General features: G+C 38.4%; 15 protein-coding genes and 4 pseudogenes. 12 read left to right on the top strand and 7 right to left on the bottom strand.

The window, feature by feature from the left end:
- The 6 genes and pseudogenes from D2C72_00160 (at position 1) to D2C72_00185 (ending at position 6,539) form a co-directional block, all read left to right on the top strand.
- Positions 1–924: a fructose-bisphosphate aldolase gene (locus tag D2C72_00160; protein ID QEF42909.1), complete on the top strand. Its 924-nt coding sequence runs from the start codon at positions 1–3 to the stop codon at positions 922–924.
- Between the two features lie 21 nt (positions 925–945).
- Positions 946–1,509, top strand: a complete 564-nt coding sequence (efp, locus tag D2C72_00165; protein QEF42910.1) for an elongation factor P — start codon at positions 946–948, stop codon at positions 1,507–1,509.
- Positions 1,510–2,009: 500 nt separating this feature from the next.
- Positions 2,010–3,254 carry a DNA cytosine methyltransferase gene (locus D2C72_00170; protein QEF42911.1) on the top strand — a complete coding sequence of 415 codons (1,245 nt, stop codon included), beginning with the start codon at positions 2,010–2,012 and terminating at the stop codon, positions 3,252–3,254.
- Positions 3,241–4,011 (top strand): hypothetical protein, encoded by a 771-nt coding sequence (locus D2C72_00175; GenBank protein QEF42912.1) that lies wholly within the window; start codon positions 3,241–3,243, stop codon positions 4,009–4,011. Before D2C72_00170 ends, D2C72_00175 begins: the two co-directional genes overlap by 14 nt.
- A pseudogene (locus tag D2C72_00180) lies at positions 3,986–5,331 on the top strand (AAA family ATPase). Before D2C72_00175 ends, D2C72_00180 begins: the two are co-directional and overlap by 26 nt.
- Positions 5,324–6,539: pseudogene (locus D2C72_00185) on the top strand (LlaJI family restriction endonuclease). The pseudogenes D2C72_00180 and D2C72_00185 overlap by 8 nt, the downstream one beginning before the upstream one ends.
- 76 nt (positions 6,540–6,615) lie before the next feature.
- Here D2C72_00185 and pseI read toward each other — a convergent pair.
- Genes pseI through D2C72_00200 form a run of 3 tightly spaced genes read right to left on the bottom strand, consistent with a single transcriptional unit; the run spans position 6,616 to position 9,557 of the window.
- Positions 6,616–7,638 (bottom strand): pseudaminic acid synthase, encoded by a 1,023-nt coding sequence (gene pseI, locus D2C72_00190; protein QEF42913.1) that lies wholly within the window; start codon positions 7,636–7,638, stop codon positions 6,616–6,618.
- Positions 7,639–7,641: 3 nt separating this feature from the next.
- On the bottom strand, positions 7,642–8,283 hold the full coding sequence (locus tag D2C72_00195) for an ATP-binding cassette domain-containing protein (protein ID QEF42914.1): 642 nt from the start codon (positions 8,281–8,283) through the stop codon (positions 7,642–7,644).
- The gene (locus D2C72_00200; protein ID QEF42915.1) at positions 8,280–9,557 is read right to left on the bottom strand and encodes an apolipoprotein N-acyltransferase; all 1,278 of its coding nucleotides are present in this window, start codon (positions 9,555–9,557) and stop codon (positions 8,280–8,282) included. The genes D2C72_00195 and D2C72_00200 overlap by 4 nt, the downstream gene beginning before the upstream one ends.
- Positions 9,558–9,787: 230 nt before the next feature.
- On the opposite strand from D2C72_00200, the gene D2C72_00205 reads away from it, so the two are divergent.
- Genes D2C72_00205 through D2C72_00225 form a run of 5 tightly spaced genes read left to right on the top strand, consistent with a single transcriptional unit; the run spans position 9,788 to position 14,638 of the window.
- Positions 9,788–10,489: a CvpA family protein gene (locus D2C72_00205; protein ID QEF42916.1), complete on the top strand. Its 702-nt coding sequence runs from the start codon at positions 9,788–9,790 to the stop codon at positions 10,487–10,489.
- A 9-nt stretch (positions 10,490–10,498) separates the two neighbouring features.
- Positions 10,499–12,004, top strand: a complete 1,506-nt coding sequence (lysS, locus tag D2C72_00210; GenBank protein ID QEF42917.1) for a lysine--tRNA ligase — start codon at positions 10,499–10,501, stop codon at positions 12,002–12,004.
- Complete coding sequence (locus D2C72_00215; GenBank protein QEF42918.1) at positions 12,004–13,254, top strand: serine hydroxymethyltransferase; 1,251 nt, start codon at positions 12,004–12,006, stop codon at positions 13,252–13,254. Before lysS ends, D2C72_00215 begins: the two co-directional genes overlap by 1 nt.
- 10 nt (positions 13,255–13,264) lie before the next feature.
- On the top strand, positions 13,265–13,807 hold the full coding sequence (locus D2C72_00220; protein QEF42919.1) for a DUF1882 domain-containing protein: 543 nt from the start codon (positions 13,265–13,267) through the stop codon (positions 13,805–13,807).
- Between the two features lie 21 nt (positions 13,808–13,828).
- A complete protein-coding gene (locus D2C72_00225; protein QEF42920.1) occupies positions 13,829–14,638 on the top strand; it encodes an SPOR domain-containing protein in 810 nt (269 codons plus the stop codon).
- 331 nt (positions 14,639–14,969) lie between these two features.
- On the opposite strand, the pseudogene D2C72_00230 reads toward D2C72_00225, so the two are convergent.
- Positions 14,970–15,187 (bottom strand): annotated as a pseudogene (locus D2C72_00230) (hypothetical protein).
- On the opposite strand from D2C72_00230, the gene D2C72_00235 reads away from it, so the two are divergent.
- The gene (locus D2C72_00235; GenBank protein ID QEF42921.1) at positions 15,150–15,683 is read left to right on the top strand and encodes a TIGR00645 family protein; all 534 of its coding nucleotides are present in this window, start codon (positions 15,150–15,152) and stop codon (positions 15,681–15,683) included. The pseudogene D2C72_00230 and the gene D2C72_00235 sit on opposite strands and share 38 nt — an antisense overlap.
- A 5-nt stretch (positions 15,684–15,688) precedes the next feature.
- Here the strand turns inward: D2C72_00235 and D2C72_00240 are convergent, their stop codons facing one another.
- From D2C72_00240 to D2C72_00250, 3 genes and pseudogenes are all read right to left on the bottom strand, one after another.
- Entirely contained in the window at positions 15,689–17,197 is a 1,509-nt protein-coding gene (locus D2C72_00240) for a phospholipase D family protein (protein QEF42922.1), read from the bottom strand.
- A gap of 20 nt (positions 17,198–17,217) precedes the next feature.
- Positions 17,218–17,955: a fumarate reductase iron-sulfur subunit gene (locus tag D2C72_00245; GenBank protein QEF42923.1), complete on the bottom strand. Its 738-nt coding sequence runs from the start codon at positions 17,953–17,955 to the stop codon at positions 17,218–17,220.
- A pseudogene (locus D2C72_00250) lies at positions 17,948–20,091 on the bottom strand (fumarate reductase flavoprotein subunit). Before D2C72_00250 ends, D2C72_00245 begins: the two are co-directional and overlap by 8 nt.
- Between the last annotated feature and the right edge of the window lie 5 nt (positions 20,092–20,096).

The following is a 20,096-nucleotide window of genomic DNA, read 5'->3' on the forward strand; positions in this document are numbered from 1 at the left end:
ATGTTAGTTAAAGGCAATGAAATCTTATTGAAAGCCCATAAAGAAGGTTATGGGGTAGGGGCGTTTAATTTCGTGAATTTTGAAATGCTAAACGCTATTTTTGAAGCAGGAAACGAGGAAAATTCCCCGCTTTTCATTCAAGCGAGTGAAGGAGCGATCAAATACATGGGGATTGATATGGCAGTGGGCATGGTGAAAATCATGTGCGAACGCTACCCGCACATTCCTGTGGCCTTACATTTAGATCATGGCACGACTTTTGAAAGCTGCGAAAAAGCCGTGAAAGCGGGTTTCACTTCTGTGATGATTGATGCCTCTCATCATGCTTTTGAAGAAAATTTGGAATTGACTTCTAAAGTGGTCAAAATGGCGCATAACGCTGGAGTGAGCGTGGAAGCGGAGTTGGGGCGTTTGATGGGGATTGAAGACAATATTTCAGTGGATGAAAAAGACGCTGTGTTAGTGAATCCTAAAGAAGCGGAGCAGTTTGTCAAAGAATCTCAAGTGGATTACTTAGCTCCAGCCATTGGGACAAGCCATGGAGCGTTTAAGTTTAAGGGCGAGCCAAAATTGGATTTTGAACGCTTGCAAGAAGTCAAAAGGCTCACTAATATCCCTTTAGTTTTGCATGGAGCGAGCGCGATACCAGATGATGTGAGGAAATCTTATTTGGACGCTGGAGGCGATTTGAAAGGTTCTAAGGGCGTGCCTTTTGAATTTTTACAAGAATCTATAAAAGGGGGGATCAATAAGGTCAATACCGACACGGACTTAAGGATCGCTTTCATCGCAGAAGTGCGCAAGGTGGCTAATGAAGATAAGAGCCAATTTGATTTGAGGAAGTTTTTTTCTCCGGCCCAATTAGCGCTTAAAAATGTGGTCAAAGAGCGCATGAAACTTTTGGGCAGCGCTAATAAAATTTAACCAACAAGGAAAGAATGTAACATGGCAATTGGGATGAGCGAGCTCAAAAAGGGCTTGAAAATTGAATTGGGCGGTGTGCCTTATAGGATCGTAGAATACCAGCATGTCAAGCCCGGCAAGGGTGCGGCTTTTGTGCGCGCGAAAATCAAGTCGTTTTTGGACGGCAAGGTGATTGAGAAGACTTTCCATGCTGGGGACAAGTGCGAAGAGCCTAATCTAGTTGAAAAAACGATGCAATACCTTTATCATGATGGCGATACATACCAATTCATGGATATAGAGAGCTATGAGCAAATCGCTTTAAACGACTCTCAAGTGGGCGAGGCTTCTAAGTGGATGCTAGACGGCATGCAAGTGCAGGTTTTATTGCATAATGACAAGGCGATTTCAGTGGATGTGCCGCAAGTTGTGGCTTTAAAGATTGTAGAAACAGCCCCTAATTTTAAGGGCGATACTTCAAGCGCGAGCAAAAAGCCAGCGACTTTAGAAACCGGTGCGGTCGTGCAAGTGCCTTTCCATGTTTTAGAGGGTGAGGTAATTAAAGTCAATACGGAAACAGAAGAGTATCTTGAAAAGGTGAAGTGAGACTATCTTTTTATTGAGTTAGCGTTTTTAGACACAGCTTTTTTATCATAAGGGGTGTTTCAGCCCCTTTTTGGGCTTTGTTTAATGAGCTTTATTTAGAGCGTGTGTGGAATCTGTGATTAAAAATTATTTAGGATTTCTTTTCTCTGTTCTCGTTTGGAATTGATTATTATAAAATATAAAAAATGCTTTAGTATTTTTTACAATCTAAAAAGAGATTGATTTAGCCAAGCGGATAACCTCTTAAAAAGCATTCTTTGGGGGTTAGGGGGATAAAAGAGGAAGAATTTTATTACCCCATTTAAAAGAGTGTGAGCTTAGACATAAGGACTTGCACCAAGTTTTATTGAAATAGATACAAAAATCCACTTAAATTGTTTTGACCCAATTTATTTTGCTACAATCATACTAAAAGCAAAAGATAGTTGGCGGATAAAATGAAACAAGAAATAAAATATCAAACAGACTTTATAATACCATAGATGGCGTTAAGAGTTTAAATGAGCAAATATAATTGCATAGATTTATTTAGTGGGGCTGGCGGTTTATCATTGGGCTTTGCGAATACAAATAGATTTAATATTTTAGCCCACATTGAGTGGGAAAAACCTATGGTTACTACACTGAGAAACGCTTTAATCAAACGCTTTAAGATCAGTGAAAAAGAAACAAAAAAAAGAGTTATTAAATTTGATATTCAAAAAACTGATGAATTGATAAATGGCTCTTGGAGTGATGAAACTCTTAAAATTTATGGATCTGATAATGATGAAAGCGTTAGCCAATTTGGGCTAAATGGCGTAATTAGTGGTAAAAAAATAGATGTTATCTTTGGCGGTCCTCCTTGTCAAGCTTATTCCCTTGCGGGTAGAGCGCAAGATAAACACTCTATGAAATATGATTATAGGAATTATCTTTTTGAAAGTTTTGTTAAAATAGTTGATTATTACCAACCACAATGTTTTGTGTTTGAAAACGTTCCTGGCATGCTTAGCGCAAAACCGGGTAATCAATTTGTAAAAGACAGGATTTATGAAGCTTTTTCAAAAATAGGGTATGAAATTAAAAAACCAAATGAAATGAAAGAGATAGTCTATTCCAGCGATGATTATGAAGTCCTACAAACCAGAAAACGAGTGATCGTATTTGGCGTTCGCAAAGACAATAAAGAGCGGTTATTCAAATTTTATCAAAATCTAGACAATCTCAAATCAAAAAACCCACCGCTTAGCGTTAAAGACGCTATTGGCCATTTACCCAAGTTTAGACCACTCAAAACGCCCTTAAAAATCAACAATAAAAACATTTCTCACGAACTTATTGGCGCAAATAATTTGGCACAAAATTTTCCACGATATAATAATTTACGAGATTTAAAAGCGATGAAATTTTGGATTGAAAACAACATGAATAACGCTCCCGCAAAAGAAAAGCTTGACTTTTACACTAAGATTACAGGAAAAGTCTCAAACCATAACAAATACAGGAATTTAGAATGGGATAAACCATCGCCAACCTTAGTGGCGCATTTGCAAAAAGATGGTTTTATGTTTATACACCCAGAAGCCGATCAGAGCCGCTCAATCACCATAAGAGAAGCAGCGATTTTACAGACTTTTCCTAATGATTTTGAATTTATCGGATCGCAAGCGGCTTGTTTTAAAATGATAGGCAATGCAGTGCCAATTAATTTTGCCAAAAATATAGCCCTAGCAGTGGCAAAGGTCTTAGATGAAAAAAACTAATATAAATATTTTAGTAGCTTGTGAAGAAAGCCAAAGGGTGTGCAATGAATTTAGAAAGCTTGGTTTCAACGCTTATAGTTGTGATTTATTAGAATGTAGTGGCGGGCATCCTGAGTGGCATTTTAATTGCGATGTTTTTGAAGTGATTGGAAATAAAGGCGGTGTTTTGCAAAATGGCAAACATGCAAAAGTTTCGCAATGGGATATGATGATAGCGCACCCGCCTTGCACCTTTTTAGCTGTTAGTGGAGCGAAGTGGTATTACCACCCTAAAGATAAAGATTTGCCCATAGAACAAAAAAGACCCCACCCCAAATTCCCCAACCGTGCAAAAGACAGAGAAGAAGCTTCAAAATTCTTTATGGATTTAGTGGAAGCAAAAATCCCTTATATTGCAATAGAAAACCCCATTGGCATAATGAATACAAGATACAAAAAGCCCAATCAAATAGTCCAACCTTACCACTTTGGCGATAGTGCATCAAAAAAGACTTGTTTGTGGCTTAAAAACTTACCACCCTTAAAATATACAAATATCGTTGATCCTGGCGAGTTTATAGAATTTAAAAGCGGTAAAAAAATAGCAAAATGGTATAGCGATGGACTGACTAAAACAAAATCAGCCAAAGAGCGTCAAATTTGGAGGAGTAAAACATTTCCAGGATTTGCAAAGGCGATGGCAGAGCAGTGGGGGGAGTTTGTAAAAAATGAGATGTTTAAAAAGGTGAAAAATGAAAGTTTATTTGAGGAAAATTGATAATCAATGCATCAACAAACAAATTAGTATTACAAGAGGTATTTTAGAGCATTTTTTTGATAACGCCAACAACCAAGATGAAATAGATGTGAGTGGTATCTTGTCTGATTATAACGATAAAGTGAGCATTCTCTTAGCAACAGATCCCAGACTTGGTGGAGGAATTAAGAGAATCATTAATGCAGAAGTTGACAAAATAAAAGAAAACCGATTGGATTATGAATTAAAAATTGATGATATTCTGCTTTTTACTCACATATCTTATAAAAATACACATTAGAAATCATTTTACCCACTGATACAAGATACAATGTCTTAAACGGCTTAATCAGTAATAGCAGGCATTTATTGGTTTTTAGCGAGAATGAAACGAGTTCTTTAGATGATAGTAGAATAGATGAAAGCGTTAGAATAGATGGGGGAAAAAATATCATCCTTTATGGTGTTCCTGGCAGCGGCAAAAGTTATACTTTACGAAGAGATTATTGCAATGATAATAGCGTGGTAGAAAAGATAGTGTTCCACCCTGATTATTCTTATAGCGATTTTGTGGGACAGATTATGCCAAGTGTGGATGATAGCGGTATAGTCAGTTATAAATTTTTAGCTGGACCTTTTACAAACATCCTAAAAAAAGCGTATCATAACCCACAAACTAAACATGTTCTGGTGATTGATGAAATAAATCGTGGTAATGCACCTGCCATATTTGGAGAAATTTTTCAACTTCTTGACAGACTAAAACATGACAAAGATGGCTTTAAAAAAGGCTCTAGTGAGTATGCTATCAATAATACGGATATTGCAAATATTGTCCATAACGATAAAAATGCAAGTATAAGAATCCCGTCAAATTTATGGATAGTCGCTACAATGAATACGAGCGATCAAAATGTATTCACACTAGATACTGCTTTTCAGCGCAGATTTTCTATGCAACTCATTGAAAATTCCTTTGAAAATGTTGATGATGATTTTAAAAATATGAAAATTTTAGATACTGATATAACTTGGCAAAAATTTTGCACCACCATCAATGAAAAAATAGCTCAAAATAACGAGGGGCTGAGTTCTATGGAAGATAAGCGATTTGGCGTTTATTTTGTAAGTATTGATGATCTAAAGAGCAAAGAAAATTTTGCACATAAAGTTATAAAATACCTTTGGGACGATGTCTTTAAATTTGATAGAAATATAATATTTAACACTATAAAATTTAATACGCTTGAAGCTGTTGTAAAGAATTTTACCAGAGAAAAAGGTAGAACCCAATTTGATATTTTTAGCGATGATATAAAAGAACTTTTATTCAATGTTTAATTTAAAAGAGCGCTGTTTTACAGACAATGAACTGAACGACAATTTTGTAGGTATTAGAAGCATCAATAATGACTTGCAAATTTGTTTCCCACTAGGATTTGATATAAGCGATGATAAAAACATTAGAGTAGATGTAAAAAAGCTTGTTTCTATTCTTTTAGAATACAATAAAACAATTGTATGTGAAAATTTGTTAAATAATAAAAATGAGATTATAAGATCAAATTTTCCACTCATAGCGTATAAAAATGTCATAGAATATTTTTTATCGCATGGTTATTATATAGAAAATAAGAGCTATTATGAAAATAACGCAAAAGGCAGGATAAATTTTTCCAAAACGATGAAGAAAAATAGGCCCATTATTCAAACTTTTAACAATAAAAACTCTTTTGTTTATACTCGTTTTCAAGTTAAAAAGGAAATGATTTAATGAAAATGAATTGATAACAGCTATAAACAAATATTGTGTGCATGAAGCGTTTTCTAAATTTGGCTTTGTGTTTAGCTCGTTTATGCCATCAAAATTTAACCTACCCACTGATAAAAATTATTGCATTTATCTGCTTGAAAACAAGCTAAACAACACCTTTAATGATGACAAGAAAATCCTTTTTCAATCTATGAAAAATATTCTTTTACAAGATGATAATATTTTGGATAAGACTGATTTTAAATTTGGAACATATCATTTTTATGTTGTTTGGGAAAGAATGATAGACAAGGCATTTGGTATAAAAAATAAAGAAGTTTATTTTCCTAAAACAAAATGGAATTTGCGGCGTTCTAATCAAAACCCTGATTATTCATTGCAACCAGATAGCATCATGCTGTTTGGCGATAAAATTTACATATTAGATGCAAAATATTATAAATATGGCATAAGTGGGGTTGCAAGCGATTTGCCTAGTAGCACATCCATCATAAAACAGATTGTTTATGGCGAATATGCGGCAAAACGAGAAACAAAAAAAGAGATTTACAATGTCTTTTTAATGCCCTTTAACAGATTTAACAATCCGCTAAAATTGGGTAATATTCTTGAAAATATAGGTTTTGCAAATGGAGAGTGGAGAGACAATCTAAAGCAATATGAAAATATACAAGGAATTTTAATGGACACTAAATTTTTAATGCAAAATTATAACAAGAAATCCAATGATCTTTTAAAATTACTAGCAAAAAATGTGGAAGAAACTAAAATATGATTTTAAATTTTAATCAAAAATCAAATCTAAAACCACAAAACAAAATTAAAAACCCCATTTTTTAATCAAAACGAACCTACAATGAGTGTTCTATATCATCAGCGTTTAAAGGGGTGTTGGCTTTTAAGAATTTTGATGCCTTTTGGCCTAAAATTTCTTTATAAAATTTAGGGTGTAAGCCAAGGTTGGGGCGTAAGGCTTTGATATTGTTTTCAGTCAATGCTTCGCCTTTTTGAATATCCTTAATGACAAATAAAGAACGCGCAAAAAATCTTCGCTCCTCTAAAGTCTTTGGATTGATTTTAGGCTCTTCTTCGCCCAAGGCTAAAACGCTTTGTTTGATGGCTTCAACCATGCTTTTAAATTCGTTAAAATCCATGCTAAAAGCGCTGTCTGGGGTTTGTAAGGATTTGTTTAAAATGAAATGCTTTTCTATCATGCTCGCTCCTAAAGTGGTGGCTAAAATGGGGCAAAGAGAGCCAATCGTGTGATCGCTCAAGCCAAATTTAACGCCAAAGGTTTCGCCTAATTTAACCATGCTCAATAAGTTAGCGTCTTCTATTTGGCTGGGATAAGCGCTCACGCATTTTAAAAGGGTGATGTCAAAATTATTCACGCCTTTGCACAACGAGATAGCGTCTTGCAATTCGGTATGTGTAGCGATACCGCTAGAAAGGATAATGGGCTTTTGTGTGCGAGCGGACTTTTCAATCAAATCTAAATCAACGATTTCAAAACTAGCGATCTTATACATGGGGCAATTCAGGCTCTCTAAAAGCTCTAAAGCTTTTGAGCTAAAAGGCGAGCTAAAAATGCCTAAATCAAGCTTTTTAGCCAACTCAAACAATTCCGCATGCCACTCTAGGGGGGTAGAAGCCTTTTGATACAATTCATACAGATTTTCTTTATCCCATAAAGTGCCTTGAATGATGAAAGGATCTTCTTTGGAGTTTAAAGTCATGCAGCTTGGCGTGTAGGTTTGGAGCTTGACAAAATCCGCGCCGCTTTCCTTAATGGCATGAAGGCTTTCTTTGGCTAGGTTTAGATCCTGGTTATGGTTAGCGCTCAATTCAGCGACAATTTTAGGGCGTTGTAACATTTCTTATTTTTCCTTAATCAAAACTTCTTTTTCTAGGCGATAGACTTGAGAGCAAGTGAAGGCTAAATGCTCATCATGCGTGGCTAAAACTAACGCCCCTTCGTTTTCTGCAATGTAATTTTGCAGCATGCTGATGACTTGATTAGCGCTAATGGTGTCTAAATTCCCGGTGGGTTCATCAGCGATAATGATTTTGGGTTTTTTAGAAAGCACTCTGGCGATGCTTAAGCGTTGTTGTTGGCCGCCGCTCAATTCACCCACGCCTTGTTTTAGGGTGTGGGCTATGCCTAATTGTTCTAAAAGGGAATGATTTATTTCTTGCTTGGCTAGGATGGAAGCGACTTGCAAGTTTTCTAAAGCGCTAAAACCCTTAAAAAGGTAATGCGATTGGAAGACTATGCCCACTTTTAAGCGTCGTAATTCCAAAAGTTTTTTGGAATTTAAGGCATAAATATCCTGGTGCTCTAACAAACTAACTGTCCCGCTATCCGGTTTTAGCATGGTGGCCAAATGGCTTAAAAGCGTGCTTTTACCGCTCCCGCTCACGCCTAAAATCGCTAGGCTTTCTTTGGGTTTAATGCACAAATTCACGCCATTATAAAGAGGTTTTTCAAAAGCATGAGAAATACCAGTCGCTTTAATCATGATCGTTTCCTAAAAAGAATATCGCCCAATAAGCTAGGGCTTAAAATGTAAGAAGTTGAAAAATTCGCACTGTGCAAAATGATTTTATCATAACGCCTTGCATAGTATTTTAAAAGCGTTCTTTGTAAGGTGGGTTCAATGCTTGGGCTAAACCATGCGTTATTGCTCATCACGATAAAAATTTTTGAAGGGCTGTTTGAATAAGCGGGTTTGGAAGTGCCTTCATAGCAAATCAAGGGGCGAAAAGTGAAATCGTCTAATGTAAAATCGCTGAAATGGGGAGCGTTGCGGTATAAATAAGCGCTCTCGCCAAAAAAGAGCTTTTCAAGGGGTTTTTGAAGAAACTTGGGTAAAGGCATTATCTCGCCAAAGGGGGCTAAGATCACTTTATCAGCGATCTGAACGCTTTTTTTAGAAAATAAAAACGAGCTGTTATAAAGGCTATAGCCTTGAGCGCGCAATGTCCCTATTAAAATAGCAATATTATCGCTTAAATCTTCTAACTTCGCTTTAAAAGGGGAGTTTTCTAAAGCGATGGGGTAGGCGGTCTCTGGAAAAACAATCAGGGTTTTTTGCTTGCTTTGAGCGAGTTTGATTTCTTTAAGGATGTTGTTTTCAATATTGTTAAGGTAGTTTGAATCAAATTTCAAATCTTGGGGCGTTCTTGTAGAGACTAATTCAACATTTCCAACCTCTGTTAAATCGCTTGTTTTAAAAAAATGAAAATCCAACGCGCCAAGCAGCAATAAAACCCCTATCATTCTGTATTTTTTAAGATTTTGAGCGCTCAAAAAAATGCAAGCTAAAAAAATAAGCCCTAAAGATAATTTATCCACCCTAAACACGCTATAAGAAAAAAAGCTATCCGGGACTAACCAATCAAATCCAAAAGGGTGGATAAAACTAGAGCCTAAAAAACTCAAAAGCCTGAAGTAGGGGTTTTCAAAATAGAGCAACAAATAAAATAAAACCCCATAAACTAACGCTACTAAAACAATGATTAAGGGCAATAAATAAGTGAAATCCGAATAGCGAAAGCTTAAAGCGCACCAGTAAAACAATAACGCCCCCACGAAAAAACCCAAAGCAAAAGCGCTGTTTCTAGGGGTTTTTAAAAACGCTAGCATGCTTAAAGGGGCTAGTAGGCTTGTGAGCATGATAGAAATATAAGGGTTTTCAACCACATAAGCGTCTAAAACAGCGTTCGCATACGCACTTGAAACAAACATGCATGCCAATAAAAAAGCGTTTTGATTGAACAGAATAAGACGCATGGCTAGATTTTGAAACCTTGAGATTGTTTTAGTGTATTATAGCTATATTTTAATTTAAGAATTTTAGATTGATTTTTTTAAGGGTAGTTTTTTTTAAGTTGTGTTATTATTTTCAAATTTCAAGTCTAAAGAGCGTGAATTGGCATGATTTAAGAGTAATGGGTGTTTGTTTTAAGACGCTATGACTATCTTTATGCGAGATATATGAGAGAAAGGTTTGGGTTTAGGGTTTGAATTATATTGATTTGGCGTTACTTGTGGTGGTGGTAGCTTTTGGGATTAGGGGATTTTATCATGGCTTCGTGAGTGAAGTGGCGGGGACTTTAGGGATTGTGCTTGGCGTGTATTTAGCGTCTCGCTATTCTGTGGCTGTTGGGAATTTATTTTCAGAGCATTTGTATGATTTAAGAAATGAAACCATGACGAATCTCATCGGTTTTTTATTGGTGTTAGCGTCTATTTGGGTGTTTTTTTTAGCTTTTGGAGTGTTGCTAGGCAAGGTGTTAGTCTTTAGCGGATTAGGCATTATAGACAAAGCGTTAGGGTTTATTTTCTCATGTTTAAAGACTTTTTTAGTGCTTTCTTTCATCCTTTATGCACTCTCTAAAATGGAAGTCATGAAAGACGCTAACGCCTATTTGCAAGAAAAAAGTGCTTTTTTTTCTACCATGAAAAGCATCGCCAGTAAGATCATGCGCCTTGATGGCGTCAAACATGTGGAGAAAAACCTTAAAGACAACCTTGAAGAAATGAGCGATGAAGTCAAAAATAAAGAATCTTTTAATAAAAATAAACAATCTTTTGATAAAGCGATGGATAAGGGCGTGGAATCTTTAAAAGAAAAGGCTAAAGATTTGCCTAAAAACATGCTAGATCCAAAAGCTAACCAAACCCCACCAAACCCCACCCCATCTAATAAAGAACCCCTATAAAGGCATCACATGTTTTCTAACCAATACATCCAACAACGCATCCATAAAGCCAATAGCTTGAGAGAAGAAGGGAAAAACCCTTATAAAAATGGCTTGAAACGAAGCCTCACCAACGCTGCTTTTTTAGAAAAATACGCTTATGTTAAGGGTTTAGAAGAGCCTAAAGACAAAGAAAAACACGAAAGTATTGTAGGGAGGGTCAAGCTCTTGCGTTTAATGGGTAAGGCATGTTTTATTAAAGTTGAAGATGAAAGCGCGATTTTGCAAGCTTATGTTTCGCAAAATGAATTGAACGATGAATTTAAAAGCTTGAAAAAGCATTTGGAAGTGGGCGATATTGTGTTGGTGAAAGGCTTCCCTTTTGCTACCAAAACCGGTGAATTAAGCGTTCATGCCCTAGAATTTCATATTTTAAGCAAAACCATTGTGCCTTTACCTGAAAAATTTCATGGATTAAGCGATATAGAATTGCGTTACCGCCAGCGCTATTTGGATTTGATCGTCAATCCTAGCGTTAAAGATGTGTTTAAAAAGCGCAGTTTGATCGTCTCTAGCGTGCGGAAATTTTTTGAAATGGAAGGGTTTTTAGAAGTGGAAACCCCTATGATGCACCCCATTCCTGGCGGGGCGAACGCAAGGCCTTTCATCACTTATCATAACGCCTTAGAAATTGAAAGGTATTTGAGAATCGCCCCAGAATTATACCTTAAACGCTTGATTGTAGGGGGGTTTGAGGCGGTGTTTGAAATCAATCGTAATTTCAGGAATGAGGGCATGGATCACAGCCATAACCCCGAATTCACGATGATTGAGTTTTACTGGGCGTATCACACTTATGAAGATTTGATTGAACTCAGTAAGAGGTTGTTTGACTACTTGCTAAAGACTTTAAATTTAGATTCAAAAATCATTTACAACGATATGGAAGTGGATTTCAACCAAACGAGCGTGATTTCTTATTTGGACGCTTTAGAAACAATAGGGGGCATTAGTAAGGGCATTTTAGAAAAAGAAGACAGGCTTTTGGCTTATTTATTAGAGCAAGGCATCAAAGTAGAGCCAAACCTCACTCATGGCAAGTTACTCGCTGAAGCGTTTGATCATTTTGTAGAGCATAAGCTCATTAACCCCACTTTTGTAACCCAATACCCTATTGAGATTAGCCCCTTAGCCAGACGCAACGATAGTAACCCTAATATTGCTGACAGGTTTGAATTGTTTATTGCAGGGAAAGAAATCGCTAACGGCTTTAGCGAGTTGAACGATCCTTTAGATCAATTAGAACGCTTTAAAAATCAAGTGGCTGAAAAAGAAAAAGGCGATGAAGAAGCCCAATACATGGATGAAGATTATGTGTGGGCGTTAGCCCATGGAATGCCCCCCACTGCAGGGCAAGGCATAGGCATTGATAGATTAGTGATGCTACTCACTGGAGCTAAAAGCATTAAAGATGTGATTTTATTCCCAGCGATGCGTCCTGTTAAAAACGATTTTAATGTGGAGAGTGAAGAATAATGGCGTATTTTTTAGAACAAACGGATAGTGAAATTTTTGAGCTTATCTTTGAAGAATACAAGAGGCAAAACGAGCATTTAGAAATGATAGCGAGCGAGAATTACACTTTTGCAAGCGTTATGGAGGCTATGGGGAGTGTTTTAACGAATAAATACGCTGAAGGCTATCCTAACAAGCGCTACTATGGAGGCTGTGAAGTGGTGGATAAAATAGAAAGCTTGGCCATAGAAAGGGCTAAAAAGCTTTTTAATTGCCAGTTCGCTAATGTGCAAGCGCACTCAGGCTCACAAGCCAATAACGCTGTCTATCACGCTCTTTTAAAGCCTTATGACAAGATTTTAGGCATGGATTTAAGCTGTGGAGGGCATTTAACGCATGGCGCTAAAGTGAGCTTAACCGGTAAGCATTATCAGAGCTTTTCTTATGGCGTGAATTTAGATGGCTATATTGATTATGAAGAGACGCTAAAAATCGCTCAAAGCGTTAAGCCAGAAATCATTGTGTGCGGGTTTTCAGCCTATCCAAGGGAGATTGATTTTAAGAAATTTAGAGAAATCGCTGATGAAGTGGGAGCGTTACTATTAGGCGATATAGCCCATGTGGCAGGGCTTGTGGTAACCGGTGAGCATGCCCATCCTTTCCCGCATTGCCATGTGGTTTCAAGCACCACTCATAAGACCTTAAGAGGGCCTAGAGGGGGGCTTATTTTAACCAATGATGAAGAGATAGCGGCCAAGATTGATAAAGCGATTTTTCCAGGGACTCAAGGTGGGCCTTTGATGCATGCAATTGCTGCTAAAGCGGTGGGGTTTAAAGAGAATCTAAAACCAGAATTTAAAGCTTATGCAAAATTGGTGAAATCTAACATGCAAGTTTTGGCTAAAGCGTTAAAAGAAAAAAACCACAAGTTAGTGAGTGGTGGCACTTCTAACCATTTGCTTTTAATGGATTTCTTGGATAAGCCTTATAGTGGGAAAGACGCTGATATTGCATTAGGGAATGCCGGGATCACCGTGAATAAAAACACCATTCCTGGCGAAACGCGCAGCCCTTTTGTAACGAGTGGGATAAGGATTGGATCAGCGGCATTGAGCGCAAGGGGCATGGGAGCTAAAGAATTTGAAATCATAGGGAATAAAATATCAGATATTTTGAATGATATTAATAATGTTAGTTTGCAATTGCATGTGAAAGAAGAATTGAAGGCCATGGCCAATCAATTCCCTGTGTACCACCAACCTATTTTTTAAGGGAGTCAAGATGACAGAAATGGAATTAAAGCTCATTAAGATAGACACAAGCCATTATTTTGAAAAAAAACCAGGCTTGGGGGAGAGGGTGGATTATGCGGGGCGTTGCTACTATAATAAATTCCAAAGAGTGAATGCCATGCTCACAAGCTCGCTCATTCAAAAGCATTTGAAAAGGGAGATAGAAATCGCACACAATCTCATCTTGCGTAACGATAAGGTGGAAAACATTGTGTTTGATTATAACGGGAGGAACCCGGAGCGTTTTTACCATAAGGCGCAGTTATTGCTTCGTGAGGAAGGTTTTATGAATTTTACCGCTTATAACACGAAAACGCCAGGGCATTTGCATTTGTATGTGCATAAGGGGCATACGGAATTAGGCGAGGGTGAAAGGTTGGTTAAAACTTTGTCCATGAAATTAGCACAAGGGTTGCCTAAAGAATGGAAGGTATTCCCTAGCAATGAATGGCCTAAGGAATTTAATATTTTAGCTTTACCTTATGAAGTGTTTGCAAAAGAGCGCGGGAGCTCTTGGGCGAAGCATTTATAACCATTTTTGAAAGGATTTTTGATGTCAGAAAAAGAAAGACTGAATGAAGTGATCTTAGAAGAAGAAAATAATGGGGGCGGCACTAAAAAGGTGTTTTTGATCGTGGCTATAGCCATTATCATTTTAGCGGTGCTTTTAATGGTGTTTTGGAAAAGCACGAGAGTCGCTCCTAAAGAGACTTTTTTACAAGCCGATAGTGGGATGCAAAAAATAGGCAACACTAAAGATGAGAAAAAAGACGATGAGTTTGAAAACTTGAATTTGGATCCTTCCAAGCAAGAAGACAAGTTAGACAAAGTGGCGGATAATGTTAAAAAACAAGAAAATGATGCGTTTAACATGCCCACTCAAACCAATCAAGCTCAAACGGAGATGAAAACAACAGAAGAAAAACAAGAAGCTCAAAAAGAATTAAAAGCTGTTGAGCACACTCCTATAATCGCTCAAAAAGAATCTCAAGCTGTGGCTAAAAAAGAAACCCCCCATAAAAAGCCCAAAGTAACCCCTAAAGATAAGCAAGCTCATAAAGATAAAGCTAAGCATGCGGTTAAAGAACCAAAAGTCAAAAAAGAAGCTCATAAAGAAGTTCCTAAAAAAGCCAATTCTAAAACCAACCTTACTAAAGGGCATTATTTGCAAGTGGGGGTTTTTGCACACACGCCTAATAAAGCGTTTTTACAAGCGTTTAACCAATTCCCCCATAAGATTGAAGATAGGGGGGCTACTAAACGCTACCTCATAGGCCCTTATAAGAGCAAGCAAGAAGCCTTAATGCATGCTGATGAGGTCAGCAAAAAGATGACTAAACCGGTTGTCATAGAGGTTCGTTAAAGATTTTACAAACTTAAAAGAGTTTAGCGTTAGTCAAGCGATAATTTCTTGTGATGCACTCTTAGGGGTTAGAGGGATTTATGGGGGAGAGTTTGCAAAATACCCCTATTTTCTTAAGAGTTTTGTATAAAACTAAAATAAAGTAATCCCATTTAAAAAATAAAGAGCGTTATGAATTTAATGGATAGCAAAGAATATGACGGCTTTTTAACTAGCAAGCAAAATATAAGACAGCTAAAACAAAGTAATAGCATTTAGTAAAGTAGGGGTAAGAGGTAAAAAATGGAAAAACATGCGTTTTAAATCAAACATTCATACCCACTACTAGCAGTCAAGGAGAAGTAACAAACCCAGACCGCATGAAAGAATTGTAATACAAAAAAGATTAAAACAGCTTTTAAGACTATCAATCCATATGATTTTACCAAAAAGAAAGCATCAGTCATTTTAATAGGTTTTTTAAAATTAGCTATAATCAAGGCTTCAAAAAGCCATAATTAAAAGAGTTGAGATGTTGGAAAAATTGATTGAAAGAGTGTTGTTTGCCACTCGTTGGTTGCTAGCCCCTTTATGCATTGCCATGTCGTTAGTGTTGGTGGTTTTAGGCTATGTGTTCATGAAAGAGTTGTGGCACATGCTCAGCCATTTAGACACCATTAGTGAAACGGATTTGGTTTTATCAGCCTTAGGTTTAGTGGATTTGTTGTTTATGGCCGGGCTTGTTTTGATGGTGTTGCTCGCTAGTTATGAAAGCTTTGTTTCTAAATTAGACAAGGTGGATGCCAGTGAAATCACCTGGCTAAAGCACACGGATTTTAACGCTTTAAAGTTAAAGGTTTCACTCTCCATTGTAGCCATTTCGGCGATTTTCTTGCTCAAACGCTACATGAGTTTAGAAGACGTTCTATCTAGCATTCCTAAAGACACGCCTTTATCGCATAACCCCATTTTTTGGCAAGTGGTGATCCATTTGGTGTTTGTGTGTTCAGCGCTTTTAGCCGCCGTTACCAATAACATCGCTTTTTCGCAAAATAAAGGGCATTAAAAGTTTTAAAGCTCTCTTTCAGGAAGGACTTTAGACCATTCTTTAATCAAGCGTAAAAAGAAGGAAGTGTCAGGCGAAGTTTTTTCATGGATTAAAGTGCCTTCTTCCACCGCTTCCCAAATCACTCTATGCCGATACACCACCAGATGCCATGATTGTTGGGCATGATCTTTAAGCGACAAACGCACCCTTTTAGCAAAAGACGGGTTGTCAAACAAAACCGCGCTTTCAGTGTTGATGTATGCAGAGCGCGGATCAATATTAAAACTCCCTAGAAGCGTTAAATTGTCATCAAAAACAATCGTCTTGCCATGCAAGGAATGTTTGGTGCTAAAGCGCCCTTTAATCTGGCGGTTGAAAAAATCGTTTCGTATTTCATAGACATTCGCGCCCATTCGCACTAATTGGTTGCGATACCTTTCCCACGCCCCATAGACCACTATCGCATCAGTAGATGAAAGGGAATTGGTAAGGATGTTCAATTCAATCCCCTTAGAAATTTGATTTTTAAAGATTTTCATCATCTTTTTACCTGGAATAAAATACGATGAAGCGATAAAAACGGAGTCTTTAGTGTTTTTAAGGGCTTTCTCAAAAGCGATTTTGATAGGTGAATACAAGGGCGTGTCAATTTTGGCGGGCAAATCGGCTAAAAAAATGGCATTCCCATAATAAATGGGGTATTGGTATTTTTGGAAGCGTTCTATAAAATCATTGACTTTTTTTTCAAACTGGTCTTTGTCTTCGGCGCTGATAGGGATTTTTTCATGGAGTTTAGCGATTTCTTTAGCGTTGTTTTTGAGTCTTTTATGGGTTCTTAGCAATGAAACAGGAATGGAGCGGTGGAATCTCCAATAGCGTTCAAAGCTTTCTTTGGCTTTTGAAGCAACCCCCCCAAAAAACAAAGCGTCTAAATCTAAAAAATTCGTGTCTAAATCGTTATCAAAATAATTGTCCCCAATATTGCGCCCCCCTATAATGACAGCGAAATTATCCACGATGAAAAGCTTGTTGTGCATGCGTTTTTTAATGCGTTCATAATCCGCAAGCATTTCAAAATAACGCAAGCCTTTATTGCGGATATAGTAGGGGTTAAAAATTTTCACCTCAATGTTTTTATGGAAATTTAAAAGCATGATATCTGAAAAATCTGAATCCAATCCGTTATCATCTAAAAGGATGCGCACTTTCACCCCACGATTGGCTGCATTTAAAAGTTCTTTAGCGATCACTTGAGAGGAAAGATCGTTCTTATAGATATAAGTTTGCATGTCAATGCTTTTTTGGCTCATTCTGATAAGACCCACTCTGTGCAATAAAGCGTCAAAGCCGTCTTCTAAAAGAATGGCCGCACTATGGTTAGGGTTTTCTTTTAAATTTTTAGCGTATAAGCTCCCAATGGTGGTAGTGTAGGGATCATAAGAGATAGGTGGGCTTGAAATGGGAGTCTTATAGACTAACCCAAAACACCCATTAAAAAAAAAGACGCTTAAAAAAACTAAAAAGATTTTCAAAAACGACCCACTAAAAGAAATTAGCGGCTTTTACCCACTTTCAACATTCGGTTACGCAAAGTAGCGATACTGCTTTGCAAGGGTAATTCTTTAGGGCAAGTGTCATGGCAAGCAATCAAGCTCATGCACCCAAAAACGCCATCATCATCGCCGACTAATTCATAAAAATCGTCATCGCTTCTTTCATCGTGGCTGTCAATCATAAAACGCATGGCTCTGTTCATGCCAGCAGCTCCAATGAAATTAGGGCGCATGAGTTTGGTCCCACAAGAAGCGATACAGCACCCGCATTCAATACACCTGTCTAGTTCAAAGACTTCTTGAGCTTCATCAGGCTCAATCCTTTTTTCCGGCTGAGTAATATCCACCTCTTCTTTAGAATGCGCCCAACTCTCCACCCTTTTAGTCATATCCAAAAACCAATCGCCAGTATTCACGCTCAAATCTTTAATGAGCGTAAAACTGGGCATGGGCATGAGCGTAATCACCCCGCTTTCAAAGCTAGAAGTTAGGGTTTTACAAGCTAGCCTCGGTCTCCCATTAACCATCATCGCGCAAGAGCCGCAAATCCCAGCACGGCACACAAAATCAAAACTCAAATCCGGATCTTGATGCTCTCTAATGAGGTTTAAAGCGATAAAGAGCGTCATGGATGGCGTTTCTTTCAATTGATACTCTTTAAAATGCGGCTTACTCACCGCGCTTTGAGGGTCAAATTTTAACACTCTAACTACAATCGTTCGTTCATTATCACTCATGGTGTTCTCCTTTTAGATTAACGTTGTGTTGGTCTAATAAATCATGGACGTTGAAAGAATACAAATGTTCCCCCTAGCCCTGACTTCTTCATCTTCTAAACGCATGTTCCTGGCTTTGTATTTTTCTTGCAATTCAAAAGGCATGAGCGCATGTTGGACTTCTATCCTGTCTTTTCCAAGCTTTTCTAATTCCAAAATCGTTTTTAAAATCTCAGCGTCGCGCTCTTCTTTTTTGGGGTGGGGGATGAAATTACCCTTTTTGCCATAGCCCCTAAAATCAGGGCTGATTTCCATTTTCATCACATCCAATTCTTCGTATTCAATCGTGGGCATGTCTTGCTCAGCGCTAGGCCAGCTCGCTAGAGTCCGATTAAGCCATTTTTCATCGTCTCTTTTAGGGTAGTCAATCCTTGTGTGAGCCCCTCTGCTTTCAGTGCGCAGTAACGCTCCTTGAGTGATGCAAAGCGCGAGTTTGAGCATTTTTTTGGTGCGGTAAGCGTCTTCTAATTCAGGGTTATTGTGTAAAACCTTGTTTTTCACGCAAATGTTTTTGGAGCGCGCATAAAGCTCTTGCAATTCTTTAAGGGCTTCTTCTAATTTTTTGCCCTCTCTAAAAACGCCCACCTTTTCATCCATGACTTCTTTCATGCGCTCTCTGATTTCATACACATCTTCCTTGCCTTCATTATGCAATAAAAAATGCATATAATCTTGGCTTTCTTTAATGAAGGCTTCAACCTTTTGCGTGTTGATTTCAATTTGCGCTTCCAAACAATGCGAGGCGAAATAATCCCCTATGATCATGCCAGCGACCACCGCTTCACTCACAGAATTTCCCCCCAAGCGGTTAAACCCATGCAAATCCCAGCATGCCGCTTCACCGGCGCAAAACAAGCCTTTTAAATGGGTTTCGCCTTTAGGGTTTGTCCTAACCCCACCCATAGAATAGTGTTGCATGGGCTTTATGGGGATCCAGCCTTTTTGCTTAGCCATCGCTTGGCCGTATTCTGGCTCATTAGTAGGCGCTCCTTGCATGTTGTCTTTGGTTTGCTCCTCGCTATCCGCCGGATCAATGCCCGCAAAAGTCATGGCAATATCGCGCACATCTCTCAAGTTTTTTTCCACATGGTTACGCCCTAAAATAGCAATATCCAGCCACACATGATCCCCATAAGGCGATTTGGCTCCATAGCCTTTTTGGATATGCTCTAAAATCCGCCTTGAGACCACATCCCTACTCGCAAGCTCTTTTTTCTCCGGCTCATAAGCGGGCATGAAGCGTCTGCCAAACTTGTCTCTTAAAACGCCGCCATCGCCCCTACAACCTTCGGTCATTAAAATCCCGCTTGGCACTAAAGCGGTAGGGTGGAATTGCACCGCTTCCATGTTGCCCAATTTAGCCACGCCGGTTTCTAAGGCGCTTGCAGCCCCGGCTCCATCGCAAATCACAGCGTTAGTGGTGTGTTTATACACGCGCCCATAACCTCCGGTAGCTAAAAGCGTGCCTTTAGAAACATACGCTGAAATTTCGCCTGTGATCAAATCCCTTACCACCGCCCCATAGCATTTATTATCATGATGAATGAAAGCGAGCATGTCCTTTCTGTCTTGAATATCCACTTTGTGGCGTAAGGCTTCATTAGCGACCGCATAAAGCATGGTATGCCCTGTGGCATCAGCCGTAAAGCATGTGCGCCATTTTTTAGTGCCGCCAAAATCACGGCTTAGAATATAACCATGCCTATCGTCTCTTTCAGTGATAGTTACATGCTCACCATTGACGACCGCAGGCCTATCGCCCTTTTTAATCCTAGTCCAAGGCACCCCCCAACTGGCCAATTCCCTAATGGCTTTAGGGGCAGTGGTTACAAACATCCTAGCCACTTGCTGATCGCACCCCCAATCGCTCCCTTTAACCGTGTCTAAAAAGTGCAAATCTTCATTATCGCCCTCGCTTTTTTTAGCATTCGCAAGGCTCGCTTGCATGCCCCCTTGAGCGGCCGCCGAGTGCGAACGCCTGACAGGCACTAGGCTTAAAACGATGGTGTTTAAACCCTTTTGTTTGCATGCGATACTAGCCCTTAACCCAGCCAATCCGCCTCCAATAATTAGCGCATCACAATATGTTATTTTCATTTTCT

The sequence above is a fragment of the Helicobacter pylori genome (assembly GCA_008032955.1).
Lineage (GTDB): Bacteria > Campylobacterota > Campylobacteria > Campylobacterales > Helicobacteraceae > Helicobacter > Helicobacter pylori_DC.